Origin of the sequence: Arthrobacter luteolus NBRC 107841 (genome assembly GCF_001552075.1) — a bacterium.
In the GTDB taxonomy this organism is placed as follows: Bacteria; Actinomycetota; Actinomycetes; order Actinomycetales; family Micrococcaceae; genus Arthrobacter_B; species Arthrobacter_B luteolus.
In genome coordinates this window covers 205,032-228,391 of record NZ_BCQM01000003.1, presented here as the reverse complement: position 1 = coordinate 228,391, position 23,360 = coordinate 205,032, and the positions used below count along the sequence as shown (strand labels likewise).

General features: G+C 64.2%; 34 protein-coding genes. 23 read left to right on the top strand and 11 right to left on the bottom strand.

Annotation, left to right across the window (positions count from 1 at the left end):
* Positions 1-2: 2 nt before the first annotated feature.
* The 5 genes from ilvA to AL3_RS07890 all read right to left on the bottom strand — a co-directional run bounded on the left by ilvA (position 3) and on the right by AL3_RS07890 (position 5,243).
* Positions 3-1,244 (bottom strand): threonine ammonia-lyase, encoded by a 1,242-nt coding sequence (gene ilvA, locus AL3_RS07910; RefSeq protein ID WP_066298969.1) that lies wholly within the window; start codon positions 1,242-1,244, stop codon positions 3-5.
* Positions 1,241-2,518, bottom strand: a complete 1,278-nt coding sequence (locus AL3_RS07905; protein ID WP_066298968.1) for an AI-2E family transporter — start codon at positions 2,516-2,518, stop codon at positions 1,241-1,243. Before AL3_RS07905 ends, ilvA begins: the two co-directional genes overlap by 4 nt.
* Positions 2,519-2,575: 57 nt before the next feature.
* Positions 2,576-3,499 carry an aldose 1-epimerase family protein gene (locus AL3_RS07900; protein ID WP_066298966.1) on the bottom strand — a complete coding sequence of 308 codons (924 nt, stop codon included), beginning with the start codon at positions 3,497-3,499 and terminating at the stop codon, positions 2,576-2,578.
* A 44-nt stretch (positions 3,500-3,543) separates the two neighbouring features.
* Positions 3,544-4,263, bottom strand: coding sequence for a GAF and ANTAR domain-containing protein (locus AL3_RS07895; protein ID WP_066298964.1), 720 nt, complete (start codon positions 4,261-4,263; stop codon positions 3,544-3,546).
* A 131-nt stretch (positions 4,264-4,394) separates the two neighbouring features.
* Positions 4,395-5,243, bottom strand: coding sequence for a Bax inhibitor-1/YccA family protein (locus AL3_RS07890; RefSeq protein WP_066299415.1), 849 nt, complete (start codon positions 5,241-5,243; stop codon positions 4,395-4,397).
* Between the two features lie 328 nt (positions 5,244-5,571).
* Here AL3_RS07890 and AL3_RS07885 point away from each other — a divergent pair, with 328 nt between their 5' ends.
* The 4 genes from AL3_RS07885 (at position 5,572) to AL3_RS07870 (ending at position 9,752) form a co-directional block, all read left to right on the top strand.
* Positions 5,572-6,933: a branched-chain amino acid ABC transporter permease gene (locus tag AL3_RS07885; protein ID WP_246168679.1), complete on the top strand. Its 1,362-nt coding sequence runs from the start codon at positions 5,572-5,574 to the stop codon at positions 6,931-6,933.
* A gap of 10 nt (positions 6,934-6,943) precedes the next feature.
* A complete protein-coding gene (locus AL3_RS07880) occupies positions 6,944-7,924 on the top strand; it encodes a branched-chain amino acid ABC transporter permease (protein WP_066298962.1) in 981 nt (326 codons plus the stop codon).
* Between the two features lie 140 nt (positions 7,925-8,064).
* Positions 8,065-9,009 (top strand): ABC transporter ATP-binding protein, encoded by a 945-nt coding sequence (locus AL3_RS07875; RefSeq protein WP_066299406.1) that lies wholly within the window; start codon positions 8,065-8,067, stop codon positions 9,007-9,009.
* A complete protein-coding gene (locus AL3_RS07870) occupies positions 9,006-9,752 on the top strand; it encodes an ABC transporter ATP-binding protein (RefSeq protein ID WP_066298960.1) in 747 nt (248 codons plus the stop codon). The genes AL3_RS07875 and AL3_RS07870 overlap by 4 nt, the downstream gene beginning before the upstream one ends.
* A 117-nt stretch (positions 9,753-9,869) precedes the next feature.
* Here the strand turns inward: AL3_RS07870 and AL3_RS07865 are convergent, their stop codons facing one another.
* From AL3_RS07865 to AL3_RS07845, 5 genes are all read right to left on the bottom strand, one after another.
* Positions 9,870-11,264 carry an ABC transporter substrate-binding protein gene (locus AL3_RS07865; protein WP_066298958.1) on the bottom strand — a complete coding sequence of 465 codons (1,395 nt, stop codon included), beginning with the start codon at positions 11,262-11,264 and terminating at the stop codon, positions 9,870-9,872.
* 475 nt (positions 11,265-11,739) lie between these two features.
* The gene (locus AL3_RS07860; RefSeq protein WP_066298955.1) at positions 11,740-12,948 is read right to left on the bottom strand and encodes a tyrosine-type recombinase/integrase; all 1,209 of its coding nucleotides are present in this window, start codon (positions 12,946-12,948) and stop codon (positions 11,740-11,742) included.
* 9 nt (positions 12,949-12,957) lie between these two features.
* Complete coding sequence (locus tag AL3_RS07855; RefSeq protein ID WP_066298952.1) at positions 12,958-13,362, bottom strand: ImmA/IrrE family metallo-endopeptidase; 405 nt, start codon at positions 13,360-13,362, stop codon at positions 12,958-12,960.
* A 31-nt stretch (positions 13,363-13,393) separates the two neighbouring features.
* The gene (locus AL3_RS07850) at positions 13,394-13,783 is read right to left on the bottom strand and encodes a hypothetical protein (protein ID WP_066298951.1); all 390 of its coding nucleotides are present in this window, start codon (positions 13,781-13,783) and stop codon (positions 13,394-13,396) included.
* Between the two features lie 9 nt (positions 13,784-13,792).
* Entirely contained in the window at positions 13,793-14,266 is a 474-nt protein-coding gene (locus tag AL3_RS07845) for a hypothetical protein (RefSeq protein ID WP_151724023.1), read from the bottom strand.
* A gap of 245 nt (positions 14,267-14,511) precedes the next feature.
* Here AL3_RS07845 and AL3_RS07840 point away from each other — a divergent pair, with 245 nt between their 5' ends.
* From AL3_RS07840 to AL3_RS07780, 17 genes are all read left to right on the top strand, one after another.
* Positions 14,512-14,880 (top strand): helix-turn-helix domain-containing protein, encoded by a 369-nt coding sequence (locus tag AL3_RS07840; protein WP_066298946.1) that lies wholly within the window; start codon positions 14,512-14,514, stop codon positions 14,878-14,880.
* Positions 14,880-15,038 (top strand): hypothetical protein, encoded by a 159-nt coding sequence (locus AL3_RS18400; protein WP_157075257.1) that lies wholly within the window; start codon positions 14,880-14,882, stop codon positions 15,036-15,038. Before AL3_RS07840 ends, AL3_RS18400 begins: the two co-directional genes overlap by 1 nt.
* Positions 15,035-15,328, top strand: a complete 294-nt coding sequence (locus AL3_RS07835; RefSeq protein ID WP_066298945.1) for a hypothetical protein — start codon at positions 15,035-15,037, stop codon at positions 15,326-15,328. Before AL3_RS18400 ends, AL3_RS07835 begins: the two co-directional genes overlap by 4 nt.
* Positions 15,328-15,507 (top strand): helix-turn-helix domain-containing protein, encoded by a 180-nt coding sequence (locus AL3_RS07830; protein WP_066298941.1) that lies wholly within the window; start codon positions 15,328-15,330, stop codon positions 15,505-15,507. The genes AL3_RS07835 and AL3_RS07830 overlap by 1 nt, the downstream gene beginning before the upstream one ends.
* Positions 15,508-15,576: 69 nt before the next feature.
* Positions 15,577-15,951: a hypothetical protein gene (locus tag AL3_RS07825; RefSeq protein ID WP_066298939.1), complete on the top strand. Its 375-nt coding sequence runs from the start codon at positions 15,577-15,579 to the stop codon at positions 15,949-15,951.
* On the top strand, positions 15,948-16,106 hold the full coding sequence (locus AL3_RS18395; protein ID WP_157075256.1) for a hypothetical protein: 159 nt from the start codon (positions 15,948-15,950) through the stop codon (positions 16,104-16,106). The genes AL3_RS07825 and AL3_RS18395 overlap by 4 nt, the downstream gene beginning before the upstream one ends.
* A 133-nt stretch (positions 16,107-16,239) precedes the next feature.
* Entirely contained in the window at positions 16,240-17,445 is a 1,206-nt protein-coding gene (locus AL3_RS07820; protein ID WP_066298937.1) for an ATP-binding protein, read from the top strand.
* The gene (locus AL3_RS18390; RefSeq protein ID WP_157075255.1) at positions 17,442-17,579 is read left to right on the top strand and encodes a hypothetical protein; all 138 of its coding nucleotides are present in this window, start codon (positions 17,442-17,444) and stop codon (positions 17,577-17,579) included. Before AL3_RS07820 ends, AL3_RS18390 begins: the two co-directional genes overlap by 4 nt.
* Entirely contained in the window at positions 17,579-18,496 is a 918-nt protein-coding gene (locus AL3_RS07815; protein ID WP_151724022.1) for a hypothetical protein, read from the top strand. Before AL3_RS18390 ends, AL3_RS07815 begins: the two co-directional genes overlap by 1 nt.
* Complete coding sequence (locus AL3_RS07810) at positions 18,493-18,714, top strand: hypothetical protein (protein ID WP_066298932.1); 222 nt, start codon at positions 18,493-18,495, stop codon at positions 18,712-18,714. Before AL3_RS07815 ends, AL3_RS07810 begins: the two co-directional genes overlap by 4 nt.
* Positions 18,711-19,637, top strand: coding sequence for a hypothetical protein (locus tag AL3_RS07805; protein ID WP_066298929.1), 927 nt, complete (start codon positions 18,711-18,713; stop codon positions 19,635-19,637). Before AL3_RS07810 ends, AL3_RS07805 begins: the two co-directional genes overlap by 4 nt.
* Entirely contained in the window at positions 19,637-20,053 is a 417-nt protein-coding gene (locus tag AL3_RS07800) for a hypothetical protein (protein WP_066298926.1), read from the top strand. The genes AL3_RS07805 and AL3_RS07800 overlap by 1 nt, the downstream gene beginning before the upstream one ends.
* Positions 20,054-20,055: 2 nt before the next feature.
* On the top strand, positions 20,056-20,517 hold the full coding sequence (locus tag AL3_RS07795) for a single-stranded DNA-binding protein (RefSeq protein WP_066298920.1): 462 nt from the start codon (positions 20,056-20,058) through the stop codon (positions 20,515-20,517).
* Positions 20,518-20,589: 72 nt separating this feature from the next.
* Positions 20,590-20,850: a glutaredoxin domain-containing protein gene (locus AL3_RS07790; protein WP_066298917.1), complete on the top strand. Its 261-nt coding sequence runs from the start codon at positions 20,590-20,592 to the stop codon at positions 20,848-20,850.
* Between the two features lie 70 nt (positions 20,851-20,920).
* The gene (locus AL3_RS07785) at positions 20,921-21,184 is read left to right on the top strand and encodes a hypothetical protein (protein ID WP_066298912.1); all 264 of its coding nucleotides are present in this window, start codon (positions 20,921-20,923) and stop codon (positions 21,182-21,184) included.
* Entirely contained in the window at positions 21,181-21,324 is a 144-nt protein-coding gene (locus AL3_RS18385) for a hypothetical protein (protein WP_157075254.1), read from the top strand. The genes AL3_RS07785 and AL3_RS18385 overlap by 4 nt, the downstream gene beginning before the upstream one ends.
* Positions 21,321-21,980 (top strand): DUF6349 family protein, encoded by a 660-nt coding sequence (locus AL3_RS07780; protein WP_066298911.1) that lies wholly within the window; start codon positions 21,321-21,323, stop codon positions 21,978-21,980. The genes AL3_RS18385 and AL3_RS07780 overlap by 4 nt, the downstream gene beginning before the upstream one ends.
* Positions 21,981-21,991: 11 nt before the next feature.
* On the opposite strand, the gene AL3_RS07775 is transcribed toward AL3_RS07780, so the two are convergent.
* Positions 21,992-22,324 carry a hypothetical protein gene (locus tag AL3_RS07775; RefSeq protein ID WP_066298909.1) on the bottom strand — a complete coding sequence of 111 codons (333 nt, stop codon included), beginning with the start codon at positions 22,322-22,324 and terminating at the stop codon, positions 21,992-21,994.
* Between AL3_RS07775 and AL3_RS19110 the strand changes: the two genes are divergently transcribed.
* Both AL3_RS19110 and AL3_RS07770 read left to right on the top strand, forming a co-directional pair.
* Positions 22,323-22,865 carry an HNH endonuclease gene (locus AL3_RS19110; RefSeq protein ID WP_370665187.1) on the top strand — a complete coding sequence of 181 codons (543 nt, stop codon included), beginning with the start codon at positions 22,323-22,325 and terminating at the stop codon, positions 22,863-22,865. The two genes, AL3_RS07775 and AL3_RS19110, sit on opposite strands and share 2 nt — an antisense overlap.
* Positions 22,813-23,244 carry a hypothetical protein gene (locus tag AL3_RS07770; RefSeq protein ID WP_066298907.1) on the top strand — a complete coding sequence of 144 codons (432 nt, stop codon included), beginning with the start codon at positions 22,813-22,815 and terminating at the stop codon, positions 23,242-23,244. The genes AL3_RS19110 and AL3_RS07770 overlap by 53 nt, the downstream gene beginning before the upstream one ends.
* Positions 23,245-23,360: the final 116 nt, after the last annotated feature.

Genomic DNA, 23,360 nt, shown 5'->3' with positions numbered 1-23,360 from the left:
GGCTAGCCGTGCAGCACGACGGGGTGGAAACCTTCGGCCCGCAGGTTCTGCAGCACCTTTTCACCGTGCTCGTGGCCCTTGGTTTCCATGTTGATGGTGATGGCGACGTCTCCCATGCTGATCGATCCTCCAACCCTCGTGTGGTCCACGCCGGTGACGTTGGCATCGGATTCGGCGATGATGCGCGAAATCGTGGCCAGCGAACCGGGACGGTCATCCAGCAGGATCCGTACCACGAGGTACCGTCCGGCAGCCGCGAGGCCGCGCTGGATCACCTTCAGCATAAGCATCGGATCCACGTTTCCGCCCGAGAGGATCACTGCAGTGTTCCCCGGGTTCTCGATTTTGCCTTCCATGATGGCGGCCACGCCAACTGCCCCGGCCGGCTCGACGACGAGCTTGGCGCGTTCCAGCAGGAAGATCAGTGCCCGTGCCAGCGCGTCTTCGCTGACAGTGACGACGTCGTCCACCAGTTCACGGATGATGGAGAACGGCAGCTGGCCCGGCCGCCCCACGGCAATGCCGTCGGCGATGGTCGAGACCTTGCTCAGCGGCACCAGGGCGTCGGCTGCCAGCGACGGCGGGTAGGCTGCTGCGTTCTCCGCCTGGACACCGATGATCCGGACCTCCCGGCCCAGCTCCTTGGCCCGCGCCTTAATGGCGACCGCCACGCCGGCCAGCAGCCCTCCCCCGCCGACGCCCATCAGCACGGTGTCAAGGTTGGGGATCTGCTCCAGCAGTTCCAGTCCGAGCGTTCCCTGCCCCGCCACGATGTCCACGTTGTCGAACGGATGCACAAAAACGGCTCCGGTCTCGTCCGCGTAGCGCTGGGCTTCCGCCAGGGCCTCATCGACGTTGTGGCCGTGAAGCACCACTTCGGCGCCGTGGCCCTGGGTAGCAGCCAGCTTCGGCAGGGCGACGCCCAGCGGCATGAAAATCCGGGCCTTGATCCCCAGCCGGGCCGCAGCCACGGCCACACCCTGCGCATGGTTTCCCGCGGAGGCCGCGACTACGCCCCTGGCCTTCTGCTCCTCGCTCAGCTTGGCCATCCGTACGTAGGCTCCGCGGACTTTGAAGGATCCTGCGCGCTGGAGGTTCTCACACTTGAGGAAGACGTCGGATCCGGTGATCCTGCCCAGCGCCCGGGACTGTTCGATCGGTGTGTGGGCAATGACGCCGTCCAGCAGCTTGGCTGCCGCCTGGATGTCGTCGAGGGTTACGGGCAGCTGGGGAAAGTCGTTCAACGTCGGTTCTCTTCTTCGTTTGCTGTGGTGTGGTCGGCTGCGGTGGTTCTGCCGGTCGGAGCTGCTGCTTCAAAGTCATCCGCCTCGTCCTCCCGGTCGGGATCCGGCGGTGGCGATCCCGGCGGTCCGAAACTGCTGTCCCCGGCCAGCAGCGGGTCCTGTTCCCAGCGGCGGCCGGCGATATACCGGACGAAAGAGTTGAGGATGGCCATCACGGGAACCGCGAAAAGCGCACCGGCGATCCCGGCGACGAGCGTTCCTCCGGTGACTGCCAGGATCACTGCCAGCGGGTGCAGGGACACCGCCCGTCCCATGATCAGCGGCTGCAGGATGTGCGATTCGATTTGCTGGACCAGCAGCACGATTCCCAGCATGATCACGGCATTGAGCCAGCCGTTGGCGACCAGCGCCAGCAGGACGGCGATCGAACCTGACACGAAGGCACCGATGAGCGGGATGAACGAGCCCAGGAAAACCAGCACGGACAGCGGCAGGGCCAGCGGCACACCGATAATCGCGGCGCCGGCGCCGATCCCCACTGCGTCGATGAACGCGACCAGCAGCTGCACCCGGACATAGGTGGTCATGGATTCCCAGCCGCGGATGCCGGCGCCATAGGCGGCCGCACGGGCCCGGCGCGGCATGATGCCGGCCAGGAACCGCCAGATCCGGCGTCCGTCGAGCAGGAAGAACACGAGCGCGAACAGAGTGAGCAGGACGCCTGCGGCGAAGTGCCCGGCGCTGCTCCCAACGCTGAGTGCGCCGGAGAGGATGCTGGCGGAGTTCTGCTGCAGCGCCGAGGTGGCCTCGCCCAGCAGGCTGTCTATCTGGGTTGAGGTGACCCGCAGGGGCCCGGCAGCCAGCCATTCCTGGATCTGGTCGAACCCGGTGAGCACTTCGTCCCAGAGATCCCGGAACCCCAGGGCGAGCTGCCTGCCCACCAGGGTGAGGGCTGCGACGATCAGCCCCAGGAAGGAGACGATTGTCACTGCCACCGCCAGGCCGGACGGCACCTTGTTACGGCGCAGCCAGGAACTGATCGGCGACAGCAGTCCGGCCAGCAGGGCCGCGACCATCAGCGGAATGATCAGCAGGGAGAAGTGGCTGAGGATCCAGATCAGTCCGCCGCTGACAACCAGGACGACGCCGAGCCGCCAGGCCCATGAGGCACTGACCCGCAGGGCATACGGAACATCGTCACCGGCACGGCTGGAGCGCACCGCTGCGGCCTGGACGGCTTTGGGCGCGGCTACCCGTCGGGCATGGGGTCTCATGGGGTCATCTTTCCATATTTGGGTGGGCAATCCCTGACCTTTACGCCTTCGGGACTTTTACAGGTCCGCCCGGATTCCCCACTCGGCACTGAAGGTGCCTCCGGGCTCCAGCCACCGCAGCCCGGCACCGGAATTCAGCGCGTTGGCCGGGGCGGTCATGGGTTCCAGCGCGACGGCGCAGGAACGCCCCGGGAACTTGTCCGTGACGAACACATGGACGTACCCGAAGGCGGTGTCCGACCACAGCTCGACCGAGCGGCCGTCATCCGCGGAGAGTGTGTGCCGGTGCTTGCCGCCGCGTTCGGCCAGACCGGTGTAGGCAGCGTCGAGCGCAAGCGGCCCGACCTTCCTGGGCAGGCGCAGATCGCGGATGCCGCTCACGGGTACATGCCCGGTGGGTATCATCGCCTCGTTTGTGATGAGGGTCGTGGCGGCGTCGACCTGGAGCGTCAGTTCCTCGGTGGGGACCTCCCCGAGCCGGAGGAAGGGATGCGCGCCGAGGGCGAACGGCGCCCGGGCGCCGGAGAGGTTGGTGACCGACTGCCTGACCCTCAGCCCTCCGTCCGCGTCGAGGCTGTAGCGGACTCCGTGTTCCAGGTGGAACGGATACCCGTGCTGCGGATAAATCACCGCAGTCAGCCGGACACTGCTGGCCGATGCCTCCACCGCGGCGTAGCCGGTGTTCCGCAGCAGGCCATGGATCGCATTGCCGTGGGCCGGATCGGTGATATCAAGCTGCTGCCGCTGCCCCTCAAGTTCCCAGCGCCCGCCCGCAACGCGGTTGGGCCAGGGCGCCAGCAGGATTCCGGCCGCTGACGGCGGAACTGCGTCATCAGCGTAGGTTTCCACCAGCTGCGTCCCGCCGACCGTGTAGCTGCGCAGGGCTCCGGCCAGGGAGGCCACGACGGCGGCGGAACTGCCCTGGGTGAGCCGGAACTGTTCGCCGGTGGCGGGCTGGAGCTTGTTGTTCACGGTTGTCATGGCCCCAGCCTAGTCCCGGGACGCTCCTGGCGGCTGGCCGGAGGCTACTCGTCAAAGTGCGTACTGACCCGTTCGCTCACGGCAGCCACCACACCGGCCGCGACACTGCGGATCTTCACGTTCCGGGTGTTGGAAACACTGCGCAGGATCTCGACGGCGGCCTGCTGGCTGCAGCCGTTCTGTCCCATGATGATGCCGACCGCAAGGTCCACCACGGTCCGGGATTCCAAGGCGGCCTGAAGGTTGCGCGCGCGATGGAGGTGCGCGTCGATCCGCAGTGCCAGCCGCAGGGTCCGGGAGGCTTCTCCTGCGACCTTCTCGACGGTCCGGAGCATCTGGGGTGCAAAGAGATGCGGGCGCGGAGAGTAGGCGCACAGGGCGCCCCGGGCGGTTCCCTCCAGGGCCAGCGGAACAGCGGCCATGGAACGCATTCCGTCGGCGGCCGCCGTTCCCGGGAATCCGTGCCAACGGGTTTCAGACCAGGCGTCCGTGACCGCCACGGACTGGTTCTCGGCCAGTGCCGCGAGTCCTGGTCCGCCGTTGCCGAAGGCCGCGGCAGCCATGCGGGCGGAACGTTCGTCGCTGTCCGCTGCGGCCCTGGCACGGCGTGCCCGCTCGATGACCAGGGAACAGCCCCGGACCCCGTCTGCGCCCAGGTGTGCGGCGGCCAGCCCCGCCACCCCGGCCAGGAATGCCTCCAGTTCTTCCGCACCCAGCAGCAGCTCCTGGAACGCCGCAGCGTGCCCGGTATGTTCCTCGGTCACTTTTCCCCCTAGATCAGTGGCCCTGATAGTACGGTTGACCGCTGCTCGGCAGAAGCGTATTGCCGGTTAAAGAGCCGCGGGACCGCAGCTTGGCAGCTGCGGTCCCGCGGATGATGCCCGGAGGCTGAAGGCTATTCGCTTCCGCGCAGGATCGCGAGGATGCGGATGATTTCCACGTAGAGCCAGACCAGGGTGACCGTCAGGCCAAAGGCAGCGGTCCAGGAGTAGCGCTGCGGGGCGCCGGCTTTGACGCCCTGCTCGATCGAGGTGAAGTCCATGATCAGCGAGAAGGCAGCCAGGCCCACGGCCAGCAGGCCGATGATGACGCCCAGCGGGATTCCGGCGATCTCCACGCCGCGCACGCCCCACGGGTCATCCACAACACCGAAGATCATCAGGCCCATGTTCATGAGCGAGAACACCAGGTAGCCGATCATCGCGATCATAAAGAAGCGCATGGCCTTCGGCGTGGCGCGGACCTTGCCGCTCTTGAACAGCACCAGGGTCACGGCGAAGACGGCGAGGGTGCCCAGTACGGCCTGCAGCCCGATGCCCGGGTACATGGCGTCGAGGACCTGGGTCAGTGCACCGAGGAACATACCTTCGAGGAGGGCATACGCCAGGATGAGGGCCGGAACCGGTTCCCGCTTGAAGGAGTTGACCAGGCCGAGGGCGAAACCGCCCAGGGCGCCGACGATCATCAGCAGGCCGGCCGCGCCGGGCAGTACGAACACCGGAATGGCAGCCCCGAGGAGGACCACGGCCAGGCAGCCCAGCGTCTTCATGATGACGTCGTCATAGGTCATCCGGCCGGTCTGGGCGGGTCCGGCCGAGGGTGCGGCATACATGTCCTGCAGCTGCTGCGGGCTCATGGGGTCCTGCCCTGCAAACGGTCCACTGGCCGGTACTGTGGCTGCTCCGCCACGGGTCTGGGAACGGAAATTCTTTCCGTTGAAAACCGGGTTACCGCCTTGTGCCATGAAAATGTCCTCCATCTTGGGGGGCTTGGTTGTAAATGAGCCTATCAACCAGAACGTGCGGCGGCGCCGGAAGATTCCGCAGGGACAGAATCGGTTGATAACGGTTTGGCACCATTGGACCCGCATCCGGCCTCCGGCTTCCATAATGAAGCACCCCAGCGGAGTCGTTACACGATCGCGACAAAAGCTCACTTGTCCGGTCACCCCACTGAAACATCTGCCGGGTAGCATGATCCACACCCGTGACGCACATCACATTGGTCACACAAAAAGTGCGCCGAAAACCGGCGCACTAATACCCCGGCGGAGGTTATTCACTTTGGGACGAATATCGGCACTCGCCCGGTATATAGGGACGCTCGCGGCGGTGGCCGGCATATTTGCCGGTCTCCTGCTCGCCGCCCCTGCCGTGCATGCAACGACAGCTCCACCCTCGGCATCAGAAAGCCCCGCATCTGAGACAGGCGCCGGAGAATCCGAAAGCCCCGGCGGCACCGTCACGGACGGGGCCGAATACCAGGACCGCATCAGCGGTGTCCTGCGGAACGCGGGCTCTCCGGTCTCCGGGGTCACGATCAAGGCGAGCGCCAACGGCTATGAAGCGCAGACGCAGACGGCTGAAAACGGTTCCTGGTCCATCGGCGTCCCGGAACAGGGAGCCTACGAAGTGGAACTCGATGAGTCCACCCTCCCCGAGGGCCTCGGACTCGCCGAAGGGCAGGAAAACCCCCGTACGGTGACGTTCGCCGGCACCTCCAACATCACCACCCTTTTCCTCCTCGGCGAGGGCATCGTCCTCCAGGGAGACAGCTTCGGGACCAAACTCATCGAGCGGGCCGTCGCCGGACTCAGTTTCGGGCTCCTGCTCGCGCTCAGCGCCGTCGGGCTCTCGCTCATCTTTGGGACCACCGGACTGACCAACTTCGCGCACGGAGAAATGGTCACGTTCGGTGCTGTGCTGGCCTTCGCTTTCTCCGCCGCCGGCCTGCCGCTGTGGCTGGCGCTGATACTTGCGGTGGCCGGCGGTGCGGGTCTGGGCTACGTGCAGGACGCCGGGTTGTGGAAACCGCTGCGGATGCGCGGCACCGGCCTGGTCCCGATGATGATCGTCAGCATCGGACTGGCACTGGCCCTGCGCTATACGATCCTCTTCTTCTTCGGCGGAGCGACCCAGCAGCTGCCCGATTCCCAGAGTCCGATGCTCGAACTCGGTCCCGTCTCGATCTCACGGAACAACCTGGTGTCCCTGTGCGTCTCCCTGGCCGTCATCCTAGTGGTTGCAGCCCTGCTGCTGCGCACCCGGATCGGCAAGGCCACGCGGGCGGTCGCTGACAACCCGCCGCTGGCTGCAGCGTCGGGCATCGACGTCGACCGGGTGATCCGGATCGTCTGGATGGCCGGCGGTGCGCTGGCTGCCCTGGGCGGCATTCTCTGGGCCTACTACCGCCCAGGGGTCTCCTTCAACATGGGGCAGCAGATCCTGCTGCTGATCTTTGCCTCCGTGACGCTTGGCGGGCTCGGCACAGTCTTCGGCGCCCTGATCGGTTCCATCATCGTGGGACTCTTCGTGGAGATCTCCACGCTCTGGCTCGAGGCGGACCTGAAGTACGTCGGCGCGCTGCTCATCATGATTCTCGTCCTCCTGGTCCGGCCGCAGGGCATCCTCGGCCGCCGTGAGCGCATAGGTTAGGGGCTTCGACATGGACTTCGGAAACATACTGCTGGGTGCAGTCAACGAATTCTTCACTCCCACCACGGCGGCTTACGCGCTGGCCGCGCTGGGCCTCGCGGTGCACTTCGGCTACACCGGGCTGCTGAACTTCGGGCAGGCCGGCTTTATGGCCATCGGAGCCTACGGCTTCGCCATTCCCACCCTGAGCTTCAATGCACCGCTGCCGGTGGCACTGCTGATTGCCATGCTGGCCTCTGTGGCGTTCGCGGTGATCCTGGGCCTGCCGACCCTGCGGCTGCGGGCGGACTACCTGGCAATCGTCACCATCGCCGCCGCGGAAATCGTCCGTTACATTGTCACCACGAACGGGCTGACGGAAGTCACCGGCTCCGCCAACGGCCTGGCGTCCTTCGAAGGCGGGTTCTATGCACTGAACCCGTTCCCACCGGGCGTCTACACGCTGGGGCCGTTCAGCCTCAACGAGCGGGACCTCTGGATCCGGGTCGTGGCCTGGGGCGTCGTCGCACTGGCCTGCCTGGTGGTCTGGCTCCTGGTCCGCAGCCCCTGGGGCCGCGTGGTCAAGGGCATCCGCGAGGACGAGAACGCGGTGCGCTCGCTCGGTAAGAACGTGTACGCCTACAAAATGCAGGCGCTGATCATCGGCGGCCTGCTCGGCTCACTTGCGGGCATCATCTTCACCCTCCCCCGCGGAGCCGTCCAGCCGGCCAACTACGGCACTGAACTCACGTTCTTCCTCTATACGGCCCTGCTCCTGGGCGGTATGTCCACGGTCCTCGGGCCGGTGATCGGCGCCATGATTTTCTGGGCAGTACTCTCCCTTACCCAGGGACTGCTCTACGGCGCCATCGAGTCCGGGTTCATCACTTTCCTGACCACTACCCAGGCCGGCCAGCTTCGTTACATCCTTGTAGGTGTGGCGCTGATGCTGCTGATGATCTTCCGGCCGCAGGGCGTGCTGGGCAATAAGAAGGAGCTGTCATTCGCATGAGCCATGAAGCACAAAGCCCCCAGCCGAAACGCCGCGACGGCGCCCACGCCGTCGTTCCTGCCGCGGAGGCACCATCAGCGGAACCGGCGGCGGAACCGGCAGACTCCGGCCCGGAGGAAAGCTGGGCCGAGAACCAGTACATGATCGATGAGCGCCCAATCTCCACCGGCGCCGCGGTGCCTGGCTGCCGCAAGCGCGACCCTATCCTGGTGGCCTCGAACGTGACCCGCACCTACGGCGGCATCCACGCCGTCAACGTCGAGCACGTGGAAATCCCGCGGCATAAGATCACGGCGCTGATTGGGCCCAACGGTGCCGGCAAAACCACGCTCTTCAACCTTCTGACCGGGTTTGATACCCCGCAGTCCGGAGAGTGGAAGTTCGAGGACCGGGATCTGGCTGGCGTCTCTGCCTACCGGGTGGCGCGCCTGGGCATGGTGCGGACCTTTCAGCTGACAAAAGTGATGGGGAAGCTGACCGTTCTGGAGAACATGCGGCTGGGTGCGAACAAGCAGCCCGGCGAGGCGCTGCGCCGGGCGCTGTTCCGCCCGCTGTGGAAGGGCCGCGAGGACGAAATCACCGAACAGGCGGACCGCCTGCTGGCAAAGTTCAAGCTGGACACCAAACGCACCGAGTACGCGGCGTCGCTCTCCGGCGGGCAGCGCAAGCTGCTGGAGATGGCGCGTGCGCTGATGGTCAATCCCAGGCTGGTGATGCTCGACGAGCCAATGGCCGGAGTGAATCCTGCCCTGACCCAGTCGCTGCTGGACCACATCAAGAACCTGAAGGCCGAAGGCATGACGGTCCTGTTTGTGGAACACGACATGCATATGGTCCGCCATATTGCCGACTGGGTGATTGTGATGGCCGAAGGCAAGGTCGTGGCCGAGGGCCCGCCCGGTGAGGTCATGAAGGACCAGGCTGTGATCGATGCCTATCTGGGCGCCCATCACGACGTCGATCTGGGTGATTCCGAAGGCTTCGAGAAACTCGAGGCCGTGCTGGAAAGGGACCCCGAATCGGACATCCGGCCCGACGATGACCTGTCCAGTCCCACCATCCACGAACGTAAGGACCTGGCATGAGCGCAGAGAACTTCGAGGGCGATTCCGTCGTCAAGGTTACTGATCTGGTGGCCGGCTACATTCCCGGCGTCAATATCCTGAACGGCTGTTCGATCGAAGCCCGCAGGGGTGAACTTATCGGCATCATCGGGCCCAACGGGGCCGGCAAGTCCACACTTCTGAAGGCGATGTTCGGCCTGGTCAAGGTGCATTCAGGCACGGTGATGGTGCGCGGCCAGGACCTGACCGGCCTGAAGGCGAACAAACTGGTGACCCGGGGCGTCGGTTTTGTCCCGCAGAACAATAACGTCTTTGCCTCGCTGACCATCGAAGAGAACCTGCAGATGGGCCTTTACCAGCAGCCGAAGAACTTCAAGGACCGTTTCGAGTTCGTGGCGGAACTGTTTCCCGAGCTGAAGAAACGCCGGAGCCAGCGGGCAGGTTCACTCTCCGGAGGCGAACGGCAGATGGTTGCCATGGGGCGCGCGCTGATGATGGAACCGGCCGTGCTTCTCCTCGATGAGCCCTCCGCCGGCCTCTCCCCCGTGAAGCAGGACGAAACCTTCCTGCGGGTCCACGAGATCAACCGGGCCGGTGTTTCGGTGATCATGGTGGAACAGAATGCCCGCCGCTGTCTGCAGATCTGCGACCGGGCCTATGTCCTGGACCAGGGCAAGGATGCCTACACCGGCACCGGCCGGGAACTGATGAAGGATCCCAAGGTCATCCAGCTCTACCTCGGCACACTGGCCGATACCGCCTGACCCGCCTTCCGGCCAGCACGAGTCACACCATCGCAAAGGAAGGGCTCCCGCCGTGGCGGGAGCCCTTCCTTTGGTGCGGGTGAGCCCGTGAACCGGGTCAGCCCTGGTGCGCGGCGCTTAGAGCTTGCCCACTTCCGAGCGGCTCGGCACCGGCTTGTTGTCGGCGTCGAACTGGTAGATGCCAATGAAGGCCTCGGTCGGGTCGCCGTTCTCATCGAAGCTCACCGGCCCGGAGTAGCCGTCGTAGTCGATATCCCCGCCGCCGCGGAGGATCGTGACGCAGCTGGCGTAGTCGAAGCACTTCTCGCCGTCCTGCGATACGCCCTGGAGCTCTGCGGCCATCGCCTGCCCGTCGGTGCTGCCGGCAGCTTCAGCGGCCAGCGCCAGCAGGGTCACGGCGTCGTAGCTCTCACCTGCATAGGCCCAGTCCTTGAGCGCCGGATCAATTTCCAGCAGGGCGTTCTTGAAGTTTTCCGAGGCGAACGGGCCAGGAATGGTGCCCTGGGCTCCTTCGAGCGTGCCTGCTTCAAGGTCTGCACTGTAATCGGAGGTGTTGCCGTCCACGAAGAAGATCTGCGACGGGTCCACGCCCTTTCCGGTCAGCAGGGGCGCGATGCTCTTTGCCTGGTCGAAGCTGATGACCACGATCGCGTCCGGGTTGGCGCCGGTCACGGCATCAACCTGGCTGCTGAACTGGGAATCGCCTTCGTTGAACATTGCCTCGGAGACAACCTGGCCGCCCGCGGCCTCGACGGAGCTCTTGATGTTGGACTGCAGGCCGGTTCCGTAGGCGTCGTTGAGGACGATCATGCCGACGGTCTGGGCGCCGCACTCCATGATGTAGTTGCCCAGGGTGCGGCCCTGGAGAACGTCGGAGGGTGCGGTGCGCCAGTACAGGCCGTTGTCGTCCCAGTCGGTGAAGTCAGGCGAGGTGTTGGCCGGGGAGAACTGGATGACGCCGGCGCCGGTGATCTGGTTGATGACCGTCTTGGAAACACCCGAAGAAGCAGCACCGATAACGGCACTGACGTCCTGGCCGAGCAGGTCCGTTACGGACTGGGTGGCGATGTCCGTGGTGGTGTCACCGGAATCTCGGTGGACAACCTCAACCGGCTTGCCCAGCACACCGCCGGAGGCATTGACTTCCTGGACCGCCAGGTCCACGCCGGCGATTTCCGGCGGGCCGAGGAAGGCCAGAGCGCCGGTGGTCGGCAGCAGGGTGCCGAGCTTCAGCGGAGCGTCTGTGGTGCCGGTGGAGGCCGGAACGGCTGCGGGGTCGCCCTTTTCTCCGGGGTCCTCGCCGGTGCCGCCCTGGCTGGGCGGGCAACTCAGTACAGAGCTGGCAGTCGATGACGAAGATTCTTCAGACGGTGAGGACTCCGTTCCGGAGTCGCCGCCGCTGGCACAGGCCGATGCGAACAGGGCAATACCCATGCCCAGTGCTGCGATTTTTGCGGCGCGGCCATACCCATCCCCGAGGCCAAGCGGCCCGGTATTGCGAAGTGCAGTCATGTACTTTTCTCCCCGATCGAAAGGCGGGTGCCTTTGATGCTGTCACCAGGTGTTCCTGGTGGAAGAAAAGCTAGTTGAATAATGTGACGAAGATAAGGGGTTCCGGTTACAGCCTTGTAACACTCATCACACCTGTGGCGCGAATGATACATCGTGCGTAGGTATGTGCTTGCTGAGGGGTCATTATGTGCGGCTGGAAACGTTAACCCTTAACGAGATATCTCGGCGCTGCATCTCAGCGCATCGGATAGCGCCCGGCTGGCGCCGGACGGCCCGTCAACCGGGAATTCAGGTACCCCAGGTCGGACTCGAACCGACAACACACCGTTAAATGGTCCGCGTCCCGCGCATGTCCCGCCGAGATCCCCCGCGCCGCTCAGCCAGCGGGATCGGCTGGCCAAGTGTCCCGCTGGTGTCCGATCAGTGTCCCGGCGTTTCCGTCCCGTAAACGTCCCTTTCCGGGAGTTTCCGTCCCCTAACCGTCCCCTCCAGCGAACCGCTCCAGGATGCGTGTCGTGTCCGGTGCCAAGCGGTTCCGTTCGATGTAGTGCCGGCGCGTAGGGCCGTCGGAAGAATGTCCCAGCTGCTGCGAGGCGACCATCGAACCAGCGTCCCGCTCGATGAGGGTGGCCACGGCCTTTCGGAACCCGCCTGGCTTCACCCACTCGAATTCCTCTCCGCGGGCATCTACCCACTGCCGCCGGAAGTTGCCGGGATCCAGCACGCTGCCTGCAGCCGAGGGGAAGATCAATCCCAATGGATTGTCGGGATCCTGGGCGAGCTTCCTTCGCCTCAGCATTGTCACCGCGAATGCCGGCAGGCCCAGGATCCGCTTGCCATGCTCCGTCTTGGGATACGCCTGCCGATGCAGCCCCTTCTCGCTTGTCCGCTTGATGGTCCCGGTGACTTCGATGGTCGCCGGGTTCGAGGTGAAGTCGACGTCGCTCCAAAGGAGACCCAGTAGCTCTCCTGGTCGAAGACCTGTCGCTATGAAGAGGTCGACCTTGTCGATGAGGTCCTTGGACTTGCGGGGGCCCATCACCCCGGAGTCCTGCCATTCAAGGACGTTCGCCCGTAGCCGCCCGAATTCCTCGACTGTGAGCGCCCGAATATCCGCTCTCGCGGTTTTGGGTGGAACCGATTCCCTGACCGGATTGGAGGCGACTGCGTCGTGGCGGACGGCTAGCCGGAACATCAAACCGAGGACGGTGCGGGACATGCGGGCCGCGGTCGGGCCGCCGCTCTTTACGGTCATCGGCCGGCCGTTCTTCGCAACGATGTCGAGGGTTGATGGTTCGGCTACAGCGGCAATGAATTGCTCGACCCGGCCGGTTGTTACTTCCCACAACCGGTTCTCGCCCAGCCTTGGCAGGATGTGGCTATTCAGCAGTCCTCTATAGGTGTCGCGGGTGCCTGGGGATTTGTCGACCGTGGCGAACCATGCTTCGGCCAGATCTTTGATTTTGGAATCCGCTGTCAGGTCCTGGCCGCCGAGCCGGGCGCGGCGCTCCAGCTTGTCCTCCAGCGCACGAATTGCCCTCGTCTTGTTGCGGCCCGTGGCTTTGACCCGGCGGGTAACGCCATCACGGTCCCGGAACCGTGCCAGCGCCTGCCACTGCCCGTCTTCCAGCTTCGTCGCACTGATGTTTCCGTGCCCGCCAATGGGCATTACCGGACGCCCCATGCTCCGCTCCTAACAGGATTTGACGCTCGTGAGTGTTTCCATGACTTTTTGCGTTTGGTATTCGCTCATACACTGCGTGTACGTTTCGACGTCGATCGGCATGACTTGCAGGATGGCTGCCACTCCGGTCACTGTGTCGGCGCCCAGTGTGGCTTCCAATAGTGCCTCGAAGGTGATGAGCTGCTTGGCGGCCCAGGCCGATGCTTCCCATTCGTTGCGTGGGGTGCTCGTAGGGTGCCGGTAAAACGCGTGCCCCAGCTCGTGCGCAAAGGCGTGGCGGTATTGAATGGGCGGCAGGTTGGGAAGGAGGGTGATGGTGTGGATCCTATGGTCATAGGCTCCCCACCAACCGGGAGGCAAAGGTCCCTCCCGGAGGCTGACCCCCAAGTCAGCCGCAATACTCTCTAACTTCATGGCAACTAACGGTAGGTGCTGGGTGTGACGTTCAGAGCTTGACTCCCTGGTCCTGCGCGTTGGTCAGCTCATGGAGTTCCTGCATCTCCGCTGACATGCTGAGCAGCAGGTCCTGCGACGATTCTGGGAGTGTCCCTGCCCCGGGCAACACGAGGTCGTGTGTGTCACCGGTGCGGACATCCAGCCCCAGAGATACCGCGCAGGCCAGCAGCACCTCGTTGCTGGTTGTGCTGAGGATCTGAGCCAGGTTGGCGATCGTCCCGGGGTCGGGAAAGTTCCGCATGGGCTGGGTGGCCAGCTGCTGGATGCGCTTGCTGCTCAGTGCATGGTTGGTAACTGCAGCCATTCGTTCGTAGCTGCGGTCGCGCTTGTGCCGGATGATGAGGTTCTGGATTCCCCTCTCGGGAAACGCTTCTCGCATGGGGTTGTCCTATTCGGGTAGGTCGTAAGGGCCGATTTTTTTGTCACCTTTATGCGCCGCGAGGTCGTGCATGTCTTGGGTGAGGTCTGCGTCCATGGGGTGGTCCGCTTCTGCACCGCTGTTCATCGCCTCATTGCCCTCGATCAGGGCCCGTGCGACGGAGATGATGAGTTCCTGGCGATCCGGTGGCAACGTGCCGGCCTCCTGGAGGACGAGGACCGAGGTGTCTGAGTCCGACACTCGGAGCCCCAAGGATCGAGCCGCGGCGAGGAGAACATCCATCTGGGAGACATTGAGTCCTCTCGCAAGTCCCTTGATGGTGTCCGGATCCGGGAAGCTCCGCATTGGCTTGCTGACCATTTGATGCAGTCGTTTGCCGCTCGGACTTCCTCCGCATGCGCGGCTGAGGTCGTCGAAGGAGCGGGTCCCTTTGTGATTCAGGATCAACTCCGGAAGGCCTCCTTCAGGACTGTTTTTCGTCATGGTTTGAAACTTCCCTTACTGCTTGACGCACGTCAATACGTGTTTTGGCGAACATGCCTACCGTTGTTTCTCGCCCAATGTTACCCATAGCGCCTACCAATTCGACCAGCAGTAGACGGACTCTTTTGTATCTTCTAGGGATTCTTCGGATTCTGGGCTTGACACCCCGCCTACCGGTAGGCGATAGTCTGTCTATCAGTAGTTGACAGGTAGCCGCCTACCACTAGAGAATGAAGGGGAGCTAAATGACCGTGATCATGATGCGCCGGAAGCGCACAGTCTGGCCGAAAGGAACCTATATGCGAATCAGTCAGGATCGACTCCGGGCATACGTACTAACGAGGGACGACATGGACCTCATCAACTCTGGGCGGGCGGACCGGGTGGATAGCCGGAAGATCAGCCAGCGACTGCTGGCGGAAAGGGCCCAGGTCGCGCCGAGCTTCATCAACCACCTGACGGCGGGCCGCAAGCGCAGTTGCACACCGGAGGTTGCAGAGCGCATCGCGGAGGCTCTTGAAGTGCCCATCCGTGCCCTTTTCGACCCCGAAATATCGCCTGCTAGTAGACATCCCATCAATCGCCGGGCGAAATCGCAGGCCCAGGCAGCCTGATGGCCGTCAGGACTGCTGGGGCCCTGACTCAGAACCTCAGGAACCTCATTGAAGAAACGCGCTACGGGCAGGCCAGCACCGATGACCTGCACAACGGGCTCCTCGAACTGGAGCGGGCCCTGCAACTGCCCCTCACCGAACCGGAGGAAGACTCATGAGCTCACCCGCAGTCCTTGAAGACACCACTTGGCGAACCGATGCCTGGGAAGTGTTGACCCGCGTAGCCGAATCAGGCGAAGTGTTCGACGCCTACGCACTGGAGTCCAAGCACGGACTCCGGCCACCGCCACACCCCAACAACTGGGGGCCGCTGTTCCAAGCGGCAGCCAACGCCGGCCTCATCAGTTACGTGGAACACCGAAAATCACGCCGCCCAAGCAGCAACGGCAGCATGCGGGCTTTCTGGCGCGGTCTGCCGAATCAGTCATACCGGAAGGCGGCCGCCTGATGGCAGGACCGCTGCTGACCACCACCGAGGTGGCCAAGATGTTCGGCCTGACCGAGAAGACGCTCCGCAACTGGCGCTGCCTCCAGCAGGGACCTCCCTGGGTGAAGCACAGAGGACGCATCTACTACCGGGCGTCCGACCTCGAAACATACGCCGAGAACCTGCCACTCGCTTCCTGACCCACCAAACGAAGAGAGGCCCCGGGGTGCGACCCGAGACCTCAAGTCACCGCCACTGAAGGAGTACCGATGACCATCACCCAGCATACCGAACAGCTCCCGAGGGCTGAGGTGGACATTGTTGTTCGCCAGCTCACCGGGACGTACCACCACAACCACGGGGTGGATAACACCGGCCGCTTGGAGTACTTCGCGGAGAGCCTCGCTTGGAAGATCGGCGGCGGTAACACCCGTGACTTCCGGGACTATCTGCTGGATGTCCTCCAAGCATTCGAGAATCTCATGGACGTTTACTGGGGAGACCAGCCGCACGATCGGCGCGACACCTACGACGCGGACCTGAACGCGGCAGTGAACGGCGCTCTGGACGCAGCCGGTTTCCCTGCGGGTCCGATTCAACGCTTCGGTGAGCAGCGCACGGTGCAGATGGCAGCCGCAGCATGATCCGCGCATGGTTCCGTACGTGGTGGGAGAAGCACGTCCCCTTGGATACCAATCCGGAACCGTCATGGCTGGACCTGCTGGGCGGCGTCGGGATCTCCCAGGCGGAAGCCGCCCTCGACGCAGCTGCCGAAGCCCACTTTGCTTCGGCGCCCTGATGGACGCCTTCCTCGACCTCCTCGACTTTCCAGACTCCGTCTACCTAGCCGGAGCCGTCACCGCCTGGCTCGCGCACTGCGGCATCCGGGGCAAGCACATGAAACTCAACCACCTCAAGAAAGAAGAATCCTGATGAGCAAGATCGTGAAGCTGGAAGCCAGCAACTTTAAACGTCTCCGCGCTGTGGAGATCAACCCGGACGGGAACCTGGTCGTGATCGCCGGCCGCAACGGGCAGGGCAAGACCAGCGTCCTCGACGCGATCACCGCAGCGCTGGGCGGCACCAGCACAAAGGCACTCCCCCGGCCCATCCGCGACGGCGAGAACAAAGCGCAGATCGTTCTGGAGACGGAGGACCTGATCGTCACCCGCACGTTCTCCGGCACGACGTCGAAGCTGACCGTCAAAGGCAAGGACGGTTCGACCTTCTCGAAGGGGCAGGCGAAGCTCGACGAGCTGCTGGGCCGTCTGTCGCTGGACCCGTTGGCATTCACCCAGCTCTCCGAGAAGGAGCAGCTCAAGACGCTCCACGATCTGGTGGAGCTGCCGTTCGATCCGGCGAAGCTGGAAGCTGACCGGGCGAAGGTCTTCGCTGAGCGTACAGACGTGAACCGGAGGATCAAGGAGCTGCAGGGCCAGGCCGCCGGCTACACCCTCCCCACCGACGTGCCCGAGGAAGAGGTCAGCGTATCCGCGCTGCTCACCCAATACCGGGAAGCCCAGGACACCAACACTCGCGCTTCCAACATGCGTAGGCAAGCCGCCTATCATGCCGAGCGAGTGGACATCCTCCGTCAGGAACTCCAAGAGGCTGAGGCGAAGCTGGCAGAGATCGATAAGGAAGTCTCGCTCCTCCCCGCCCCGATCGACCTCGAGGCGATCCAGTCGCAGATCGACAACGCTGAGCAGATCAACGCCGGCGTCCGGGCCGCGAAAGCGCACCGCGAACTGGCCGAGCGGCTTGCGAGCCTGCAGGGCGATGCGGAGTTCCTGACCGCGCAGCTGGACTCCATCGACAAGCGGAAAGCTGACGGGCTCGCCGCCGCAACCTTCCCCGTCGAGGGCCTCGGTTTCGACGAGGACGGCGTCACCTACCAGGGCGTCCCGTTCAAGCAGGCCTCCGGCGCCGAGCAGCTCCGCGTCTCCCTGGCCATGGCCATCGCGCTGAACCCCGGGCTCCGGGTCATTCGCATCGCTGACGGCTCCCTGCTCGACTCGACGAACCTGCAGCTCATCGAGGAAATGGCCGTGGCCACCGACTACCAGGTGTGGATCGAGATGGTCGACGAAACCGGCGACTTCGGCATCACCATCGAAGACGGCGCGGTCGCAGCATGAGCCCAGACCCATACCGGTGCGACTGCAGGGTCATCACCGAACAGGCAGAGAAGGACGGCGCGTTCTGCGGCGTGCACAACAACAAGGGCGGGTTCTTCTACACGCCGGAACCCAAGACAGATTGGTGGAACTGATGAACAACGAACTCCCCGGCCCGAAGCCGCGCCTCGCCCCGGTCCCTGCTGGTCTGGTGTTCACCCACAACGGCCACCGGTACAAGATGTCCGAGAAGCCCGGCCCGATCACCGCTGGCAACAAGTTCCTGCCCGTCACCGGTGTGACCACGCTGCTCGGCGGCGGTGTGCCGAAGCCGGCGCTGGTTCGCTGGGCGCCGAAGGTCGTCGCCGAGTGGGTGACGGACCCTGCTAACCGCGAGCGCCTCGAGGAGCTGCTCGCCGGCGACCCGGTAACCGCTGTTCGGGAGCTGAAAGAGCTGCCGACGAAGGAGCGCGACGCCGCCGGCATTCGTGGCACCGCGGTGCACGCCCAGGCGGAGGAACTGCACCGCACCGGCGAAGCACCTGATGTGCCGGAGGATCTGCTCGGGTTCGTGGAGGGGTACGTCCAGTTCCTGGACGACTTCCAGATCACCCCGGTGCTGATGGAGCGTCCGTGCGGGAACCGGAAGGACTGGTGGGCCGGCACCTTCGACCTCCTGGCCACGTCCCCGTTCCTCGCTGGCGGGAAGCTCGTGCAGATCGACATCAAGACATCGAAGGGCGTCTACGGGGAGACCGCGCTGCAGACCGGCGCGTACTCCAAGGCCGAGTTCTACGTCGACGCGGACGGGCACGAACAGCCCATGCCTGAAGTCCATGCCACGTACGTCGCCCACGTAACCCCAACGGATCGGGACGGTGCGAACGCCCGGTACGCTGCCGCGCCGCTCGGCACCAGCCTCTACACCCTGGCTCCGGACCAGGAAGCGATCGAACGCCACTACCAGCTGTTCCTGGCTGCGGCCTTCACTCACAAGACCACCAAGGAGCGGGACGCCATCATCGGCGAACCGCTCACCACCCCGAACACCGAAATGAGCGCAGCAGCTTGAGTGCTCCTTTCGAGTTCGTCGATCACGAACGCGAAAGGGGGGTCGCCCTCTACTACGAGGATGACCAGATCGCCGTGAATACGTGGATGCGGTGTGAAGGAACGACCACCTATCACGAGGTATTCCTCAACCCGCCAGCGGTCCAGCTGCTCATCGAAGCCCTGACCACCATGCAAGCCGACATCAATATCCGATTCCCGAAGGGAACCCAGTCATGACCGAACTCGCTACACTCCCCCAGGCAAATGCTCTTGCCGTTCCGTCCGCCGCTGGCGCCCCGGCGCTGAACCTGACCGCCACCACCGTGTCCCTGCTGGAGTGGGCGCAGGAGCTGGACGCCGCTCACCGTCTCGGCACCGCGCTCTGCGGTACCGAGTTTGTGCCGGCGCCCTTCCGCGGCAAGCCTGACGCCGCGGCAGCCGCCATCCTGGCCGGCAAGTCACTCGGCCTGGACCCGATGAACTCGCTGTCCAACATCTTCGTGGTGCAGGGCCGCCCGGCCATGTACGCCCGGACCATGGTGGCACTCGTGCTGTCTGCAGGCCACGACGTCCGGCGCACCGCCGCCACCCCGGAGACTGTGACCATCCTCGGCCGCCGGAAGGGCCAGCAGGAGTGGCAGGAGTTCACCTGGACCATCGAGCGCGCCCGGCAGGCCGGTTATCTCAGCAACAAGAAGTACAACACCGACCCGATCGCCATGCTGACGGCCAAGGCCCAGGCAGAGGCTTGCCGCACCATCGCCCCGGATGTGCTGACCGGCGTGGCCGCGTACTCCGTCGAGGACGTCGAGCTGGAGGACATGGGCGAGACCATCAGTTCCCCGGCGCCGGCCGCCCCCGCGGTTGAGAAGCAGAAGCGCACGGTGAAGCGGCGGCAGCCCCCTGTCCCGGCGGTTCCCGACGTCGTGACCGACCCGCCGGCACCTGAACCCGAACCAGAGGCAAAGCCTCAGGACGACGTCGTGGATCAGGAGACCGGTGAACTCCCGTCGGAACGTGACTGGCTCGCTGAGATTGACCTCGCCGCCGGCGACGTTACCGCCCTGCGTGCCCTCTGGACGGCGGCGGCTGACGCCGGTGCGGCGCCCGAGATACTGGATGCCATCGCCTCCGCCGCGTCCGCAGCGAAGGACGCGTAATGAGCAACATGACCATCACTATCAAGCACGACGGCAAGACCTACGGCGGACAGATCGGAACCATCAAGAGCACCAGCCTGGGCACAGAACACCACGGCGTCATGACCGGGATGCTGCACGTCGAATGGAAGGGCGGCGGCGTCGGTGTCGGCGGAATGACTCTCGACACCCCGAGGCGAGCCGAGGAGGACAATCACCTCGGACGCTTCGGCACGGCCTACGGCCTCGACCACATCATGCGAGTCCTTGAGGCCGTGGGTGTCGACAAATGGGAAGACCTGCCAGGAACGCCCATCGTCGTCCTTTTCGAAGGCCAAAGCATCTGGGGCGCGGCCTCCGTCGGCATCGCCGGCATCACCAACGAGAAGGTCCTGATCTATAAGGACCACGTCGACGAATTCAAGGACGTGGCGTAACCGTGGCAGGCGAAACAACCATCACTGTAGTGGGGAATCTGACCGCGGATCCGGAGCTTCGGTTTACGCCGTCGGGGTCCGCGGTGGCGAACTTCCAGATTGCCAGCACTCCGCGGACGTTCGACCGGCCGTCCAATGAGTGGAAGGACGGGGAAACCCTGTTCCTCCGCTGCAGCGTTTGGCGTGAGGCCGCGGAGAACGTGGCCGAAACCCTGACCAAGGGAACCCGCGTCGTCTGCCAAGGACGTCTCACCACGCGCTCCTACGAGACCAAGGAAGGCGAGAAGCGGACCGTCATGGAGCTGGAGGTCGACGAGATCGGCCCCAGTCTCAGGTACGCGTCCGCGAAGGTCACCCGCACCCAACGCTCCGGAAGCGGGGCCCCGGCGACGGCGAGCACGTCCAGCTGGGGCGGCTCCACCAACGGGTGGGGCGCCGCCACCACCAACGAACCACCCTTCTAAACCACCCATCTTTTGTTGTGCCGTCCGCGCCAAACAGCGGGCGGCACAACACCAACCACCAGGAGAAATACCTTGAAACAGATCACCGTTTACACCACCCCGGACTGCCGGCAATGCCGCTTGACCAAGACCTGGCTCACTGACCGGGAAATCCCTTTCGAGACCGTGGACCTCAGCGAATCCCCCGCAGACCTGGCCGCCGTCCGAGAACTCGGATACGCATCAGCGCCCGTCATCGTCGTCTCCACCGGCAATCCCGAGAACGACCTCCACTGGTACGGCTTTCACCCCGATTTCCTCACCCGCTACGCCACGACGGAGGCTGCAGCGTGAACCCCGGTGACCAGTGCCCCAGCTGCCTGACCATCATCCGGGCCACCGGAGAGTGCAGGTGCTCCGACTAGTGGGCACCTTCCAAGCCGTCTGGCCCATCGTCGACGCCGGCATGGCGGCCACCCTGCTCTTCGTCGAAGCGCACCGGGACCTGCCCGCCGTTGCCGCACGGCACCGTGTCCGGATCACCGGCGAACCCAGCTTCGCCGTCTGCCCCGGCCGCCGCATCCCTGGCTCTCAAGGCGCGGCATTCGTCGTCACCGCCACGGCCCCGGCCGAACCTCTCGGCGCCCGCGAGTACGGACAACCCCACCCGTTCGGCGAAGTGGCATGACGATCCTGGCGACCCGGATACTGCCGATCCGGGAACTGCGCTGCGACGAGTTCATCTGCAAACGATGCGGCATCGACTTCACCGGCCGCCCCAACACCCACTGCAAAGACTGCCGCAGCATCCTGAGGAAAGAACCGTGACCGCGCAGTTGGAGGGTCAGCTGGATCTGCTCGTCCTGCTGGGCCAGCTCGAAGCATCCGAGACATCTCAGGATCGCTCCAGCCTCACCGGGTGGACCTACTACGAGACCGACCCGGACAAGCTCGACGCGCTCCACCACCGCTGGGTGGACGGGTACCAAGGCGTTCGCTGGCAGGACTGGAAGGCCTTCCCGGGCTGGCACGAGTCCATGACCGGGCGAAACGGTATGGGTGGCCCGCATCCCTCATTCACCTACACGGCGGACCCCGGCTGCAATCACTGGCGCGAGACCACAGCCGAGCAGCGCAAACGCGGCTCCTGCCAATGCGTTGGCCGCGGAATGCTCTACCGGGTCTACTGCGCCGGCTGCGACTGGTGGACGCCAATCCACACAGGCGAGAACCAGGCCGCCGAAGCATACCTGGACCACTGCTGGCCCGGGTGGAACGAGCTGCCGGTCCTCGAATCCAAGACGAAAGGCTACGACTACGTGTTCACGTTCCCCGGCGATTACCCCGGGGAATGGAATTCGCCTGGGGCACCCATCAAGGACTGCCGCGGCACCACCAAATTCGCTACCAGGCACGTTCCGGGAGGTTCACCCTTCGGGGGATACAAAGTCGCAGTCGTCCAGGCTTGTGACGGCCACCGGTGACAGCGGGAATGCTAATTCCGAGCGTCGATGAACATCATGCCAATCCGGACGCCTGCCCAGGAGGCGAGGGCAATAGAACAGATATAGGTGGTTACGTGCACCCAGACAGTGGCGAAGCCGCTCACCTCGGCCCCACCAATGACGGGAAACAGAATGGCTACGGCTACAGCCGCTGTAAAGACACCGAGAGCTCGCGACATGCGACTGAAGAGATCGATAGCACGGGCGGCAAACGGAGCTTCTTTAGACAGAGATTCGAAGCGCTCCAGTGCCAACGCAATGAGCAGCGCGGCGAAGATCTGCGCGTAGACGCCAGCGGAATCCGGTGTGAGAGATATTTCCATGCCCGACAGCCTACTAACAGAAATGGTTACCCCAATGGCCTGGTTTAACGCTGCTGACAAGATGCACTCCCACCCAAGTGCCCGCGCTGCAGGGCTGGAAGCTCTCGGCCTGTGGGTGGTGGCTGGGTGCCATTCCGTGGCTACCCGGAATCCCGGCTTCGCATCGTCGGAGTATGTCCGTTCGTTCCCGCGGGGCAGGGCCCTGGCTCGGTGTCTGGTGCGTGCTGGGTTTTGGCAGCCGGTGCCGGGTGGCTGGGATTTCCTGGAAGGCGGTGAGTTCTGGTCTGTTCGCTATGACCGGTTCCCGATACCGGTCCAGTTGCGCGCAGCGGTGTACGAGCGCGACGGTTGCCGGTGCCTCCACTGCGGGACGACGGAGAACCTATCCCTAGACCACATTTGGCCGTATTCGAAGGGCGGGCCGGACACCTACGAGAACCTGCAAACGCTGTGCAGGCCATGCAATTCGAAGAAGGGAGTCAGGACTGATGGCCCAGGACGAACGCCCGTGGATCAAGCTCTCCTTGGATTACTTCGATAACCCGAAGATCGACGCGCTGAGCGACACAGCCCAGCTGCTGCACCTTCAACTGATGCTCCGGACAGCCCGTCAGCAGAAGGACGGGGAAGTGTCTCTCCGGGCTGCGAAAGCCCGTGGGGACGCAGGGTTCAAGGAGCTCGTCACAGCTGGGCTGCTGGTGAAGGTGGATGCCAGGACGTACCGGGTCCACGACTACGAGAAGCACCAAACCCTGGCTCGAATAATCACGGAACGGAAACGTGCCGGCGGCCGCGGCGGGCACGTGAAGAACCACGTCAAGCGGTTCATCTATGACGAGTCCTGCGGCTTCTGTCAGGACGACGCAGCAGGCGACCAAGAGTGGCTGAAGGACCCCAATGTGACCCAGAAAGGGGCCTAAAACCAAGTGGCAAAAGTAGCAAAAGGAGTGGCAATTGCTACTCAAAACAGTGGCAAAACACGTGGCAAACGCAGTGGCAGAAGGTAAGAACTCTAGAACTTACTTGAGTGCCTATC

What these genes read in the sequence shown, in the direction of transcription:
- AL3_RS07905 (WP_066298968.1), bottom strand. Translation starts at nt 2,518, where the DNA reads ATGAGACCCCATGCCCGACGGGTAGCCGCGCCCAAAGCCGTCCAGGCC.
- AL3_RS07900 (WP_066298966.1), bottom strand. Translation starts at nt 3,499, where the DNA reads ATGACAACCGTGAACAACAAGCTCCAGCCCGCCACCGGCGAACAGTTC.
- AL3_RS07890 (WP_066299415.1), bottom strand. Translation starts at nt 5,243, where the DNA reads ATGGCACAAGGCGGTAACCCGGTTTTCAACGGAAAGAATTTCCGTTCC.
- AL3_RS07880 (WP_066298962.1), top strand. Translation starts at nt 6,944, where the DNA reads ATGGACTTCGGAAACATACTGCTGGGTGCAGTCAACGAATTCTTCACT.
- AL3_RS07875 (WP_066299406.1), top strand. Translation starts at nt 8,065, where the DNA reads ATGATCGATGAGCGCCCAATCTCCACCGGCGCCGCGGTGCCTGGCTGC.
- AL3_RS07870 (WP_066298960.1), top strand. Translation starts at nt 9,006, where the DNA reads ATGAGCGCAGAGAACTTCGAGGGCGATTCCGTCGTCAAGGTTACTGAT.
- AL3_RS07865 (WP_066298958.1), bottom strand. Translation starts at nt 11,264, where the DNA reads ATGACTGCACTTCGCAATACCGGGCCGCTTGGCCTCGGGGATGGGTAT.
- AL3_RS07860 (WP_066298955.1), bottom strand. Translation starts at nt 12,948, where the DNA reads ATGGGGCGTCCGGTAATGCCCATTGGCGGGCACGGAAACATCAGTGCG.
- AL3_RS07855 (WP_066298952.1), bottom strand. Translation starts at nt 13,362, where the DNA reads ATGAAGTTAGAGAGTATTGCGGCTGACTTGGGGGTCAGCCTCCGGGAG.
- AL3_RS07850 (WP_066298951.1), bottom strand. Translation starts at nt 13,783, where the DNA reads ATGCGAGAAGCGTTTCCCGAGAGGGGAATCCAGAACCTCATCATCCGG.
- AL3_RS07845 (WP_151724023.1), bottom strand. Translation starts at nt 14,266, where the DNA reads ATGACGAAAAACAGTCCTGAAGGAGGCCTTCCGGAGTTGATCCTGAAT.
- AL3_RS07840 (WP_066298946.1), top strand. Translation starts at nt 14,512, where the DNA reads ATGACCGTGATCATGATGCGCCGGAAGCGCACAGTCTGGCCGAAAGGA.
- AL3_RS18400 (WP_157075257.1), top strand. Translation starts at nt 14,880, where the DNA reads ATGGCCGTCAGGACTGCTGGGGCCCTGACTCAGAACCTCAGGAACCTC.
- AL3_RS07835 (WP_066298945.1), top strand. Translation starts at nt 15,035, where the DNA reads ATGAGCTCACCCGCAGTCCTTGAAGACACCACTTGGCGAACCGATGCC.
- AL3_RS07830 (WP_066298941.1), top strand. Translation starts at nt 15,328, where the DNA reads ATGGCAGGACCGCTGCTGACCACCACCGAGGTGGCCAAGATGTTCGGC.
- AL3_RS07825 (WP_066298939.1), top strand. Translation starts at nt 15,577, where the DNA reads ATGACCATCACCCAGCATACCGAACAGCTCCCGAGGGCTGAGGTGGAC.
- AL3_RS18395 (WP_157075256.1), top strand. Translation starts at nt 15,948, where the DNA reads ATGATCCGCGCATGGTTCCGTACGTGGTGGGAGAAGCACGTCCCCTTG.
- AL3_RS07820 (WP_066298937.1), top strand. Translation starts at nt 16,240, where the DNA reads ATGAGCAAGATCGTGAAGCTGGAAGCCAGCAACTTTAAACGTCTCCGC.
- AL3_RS18390 (WP_157075255.1), top strand. Translation starts at nt 17,442, where the DNA reads ATGAGCCCAGACCCATACCGGTGCGACTGCAGGGTCATCACCGAACAG.
- AL3_RS07815 (WP_151724022.1), top strand. Translation starts at nt 17,579, where the DNA reads ATGAACAACGAACTCCCCGGCCCGAAGCCGCGCCTCGCCCCGGTCCCT.
- AL3_RS07805 (WP_066298929.1), top strand. Translation starts at nt 18,711, where the DNA reads ATGACCGAACTCGCTACACTCCCCCAGGCAAATGCTCTTGCCGTTCCG.
- AL3_RS07800 (WP_066298926.1), top strand. Translation starts at nt 19,637, where the DNA reads ATGAGCAACATGACCATCACTATCAAGCACGACGGCAAGACCTACGGC.
- AL3_RS18385 (WP_157075254.1), top strand. Translation starts at nt 21,181, where the DNA reads ATGACGATCCTGGCGACCCGGATACTGCCGATCCGGGAACTGCGCTGC.
- AL3_RS19110 (WP_370665187.1), top strand. Translation starts at nt 22,323, where the DNA reads ATGCCCGACAGCCTACTAACAGAAATGGTTACCCCAATGGCCTGGTTT.
- AL3_RS07775 (WP_066298909.1), bottom strand. Translation starts at nt 22,324, where the DNA reads ATGGAAATATCTCTCACACCGGATTCCGCTGGCGTCTACGCGCAGATC.
- AL3_RS07770 (WP_066298907.1), top strand. Translation starts at nt 22,813, where the DNA reads ATGGCCCAGGACGAACGCCCGTGGATCAAGCTCTCCTTGGATTACTTC.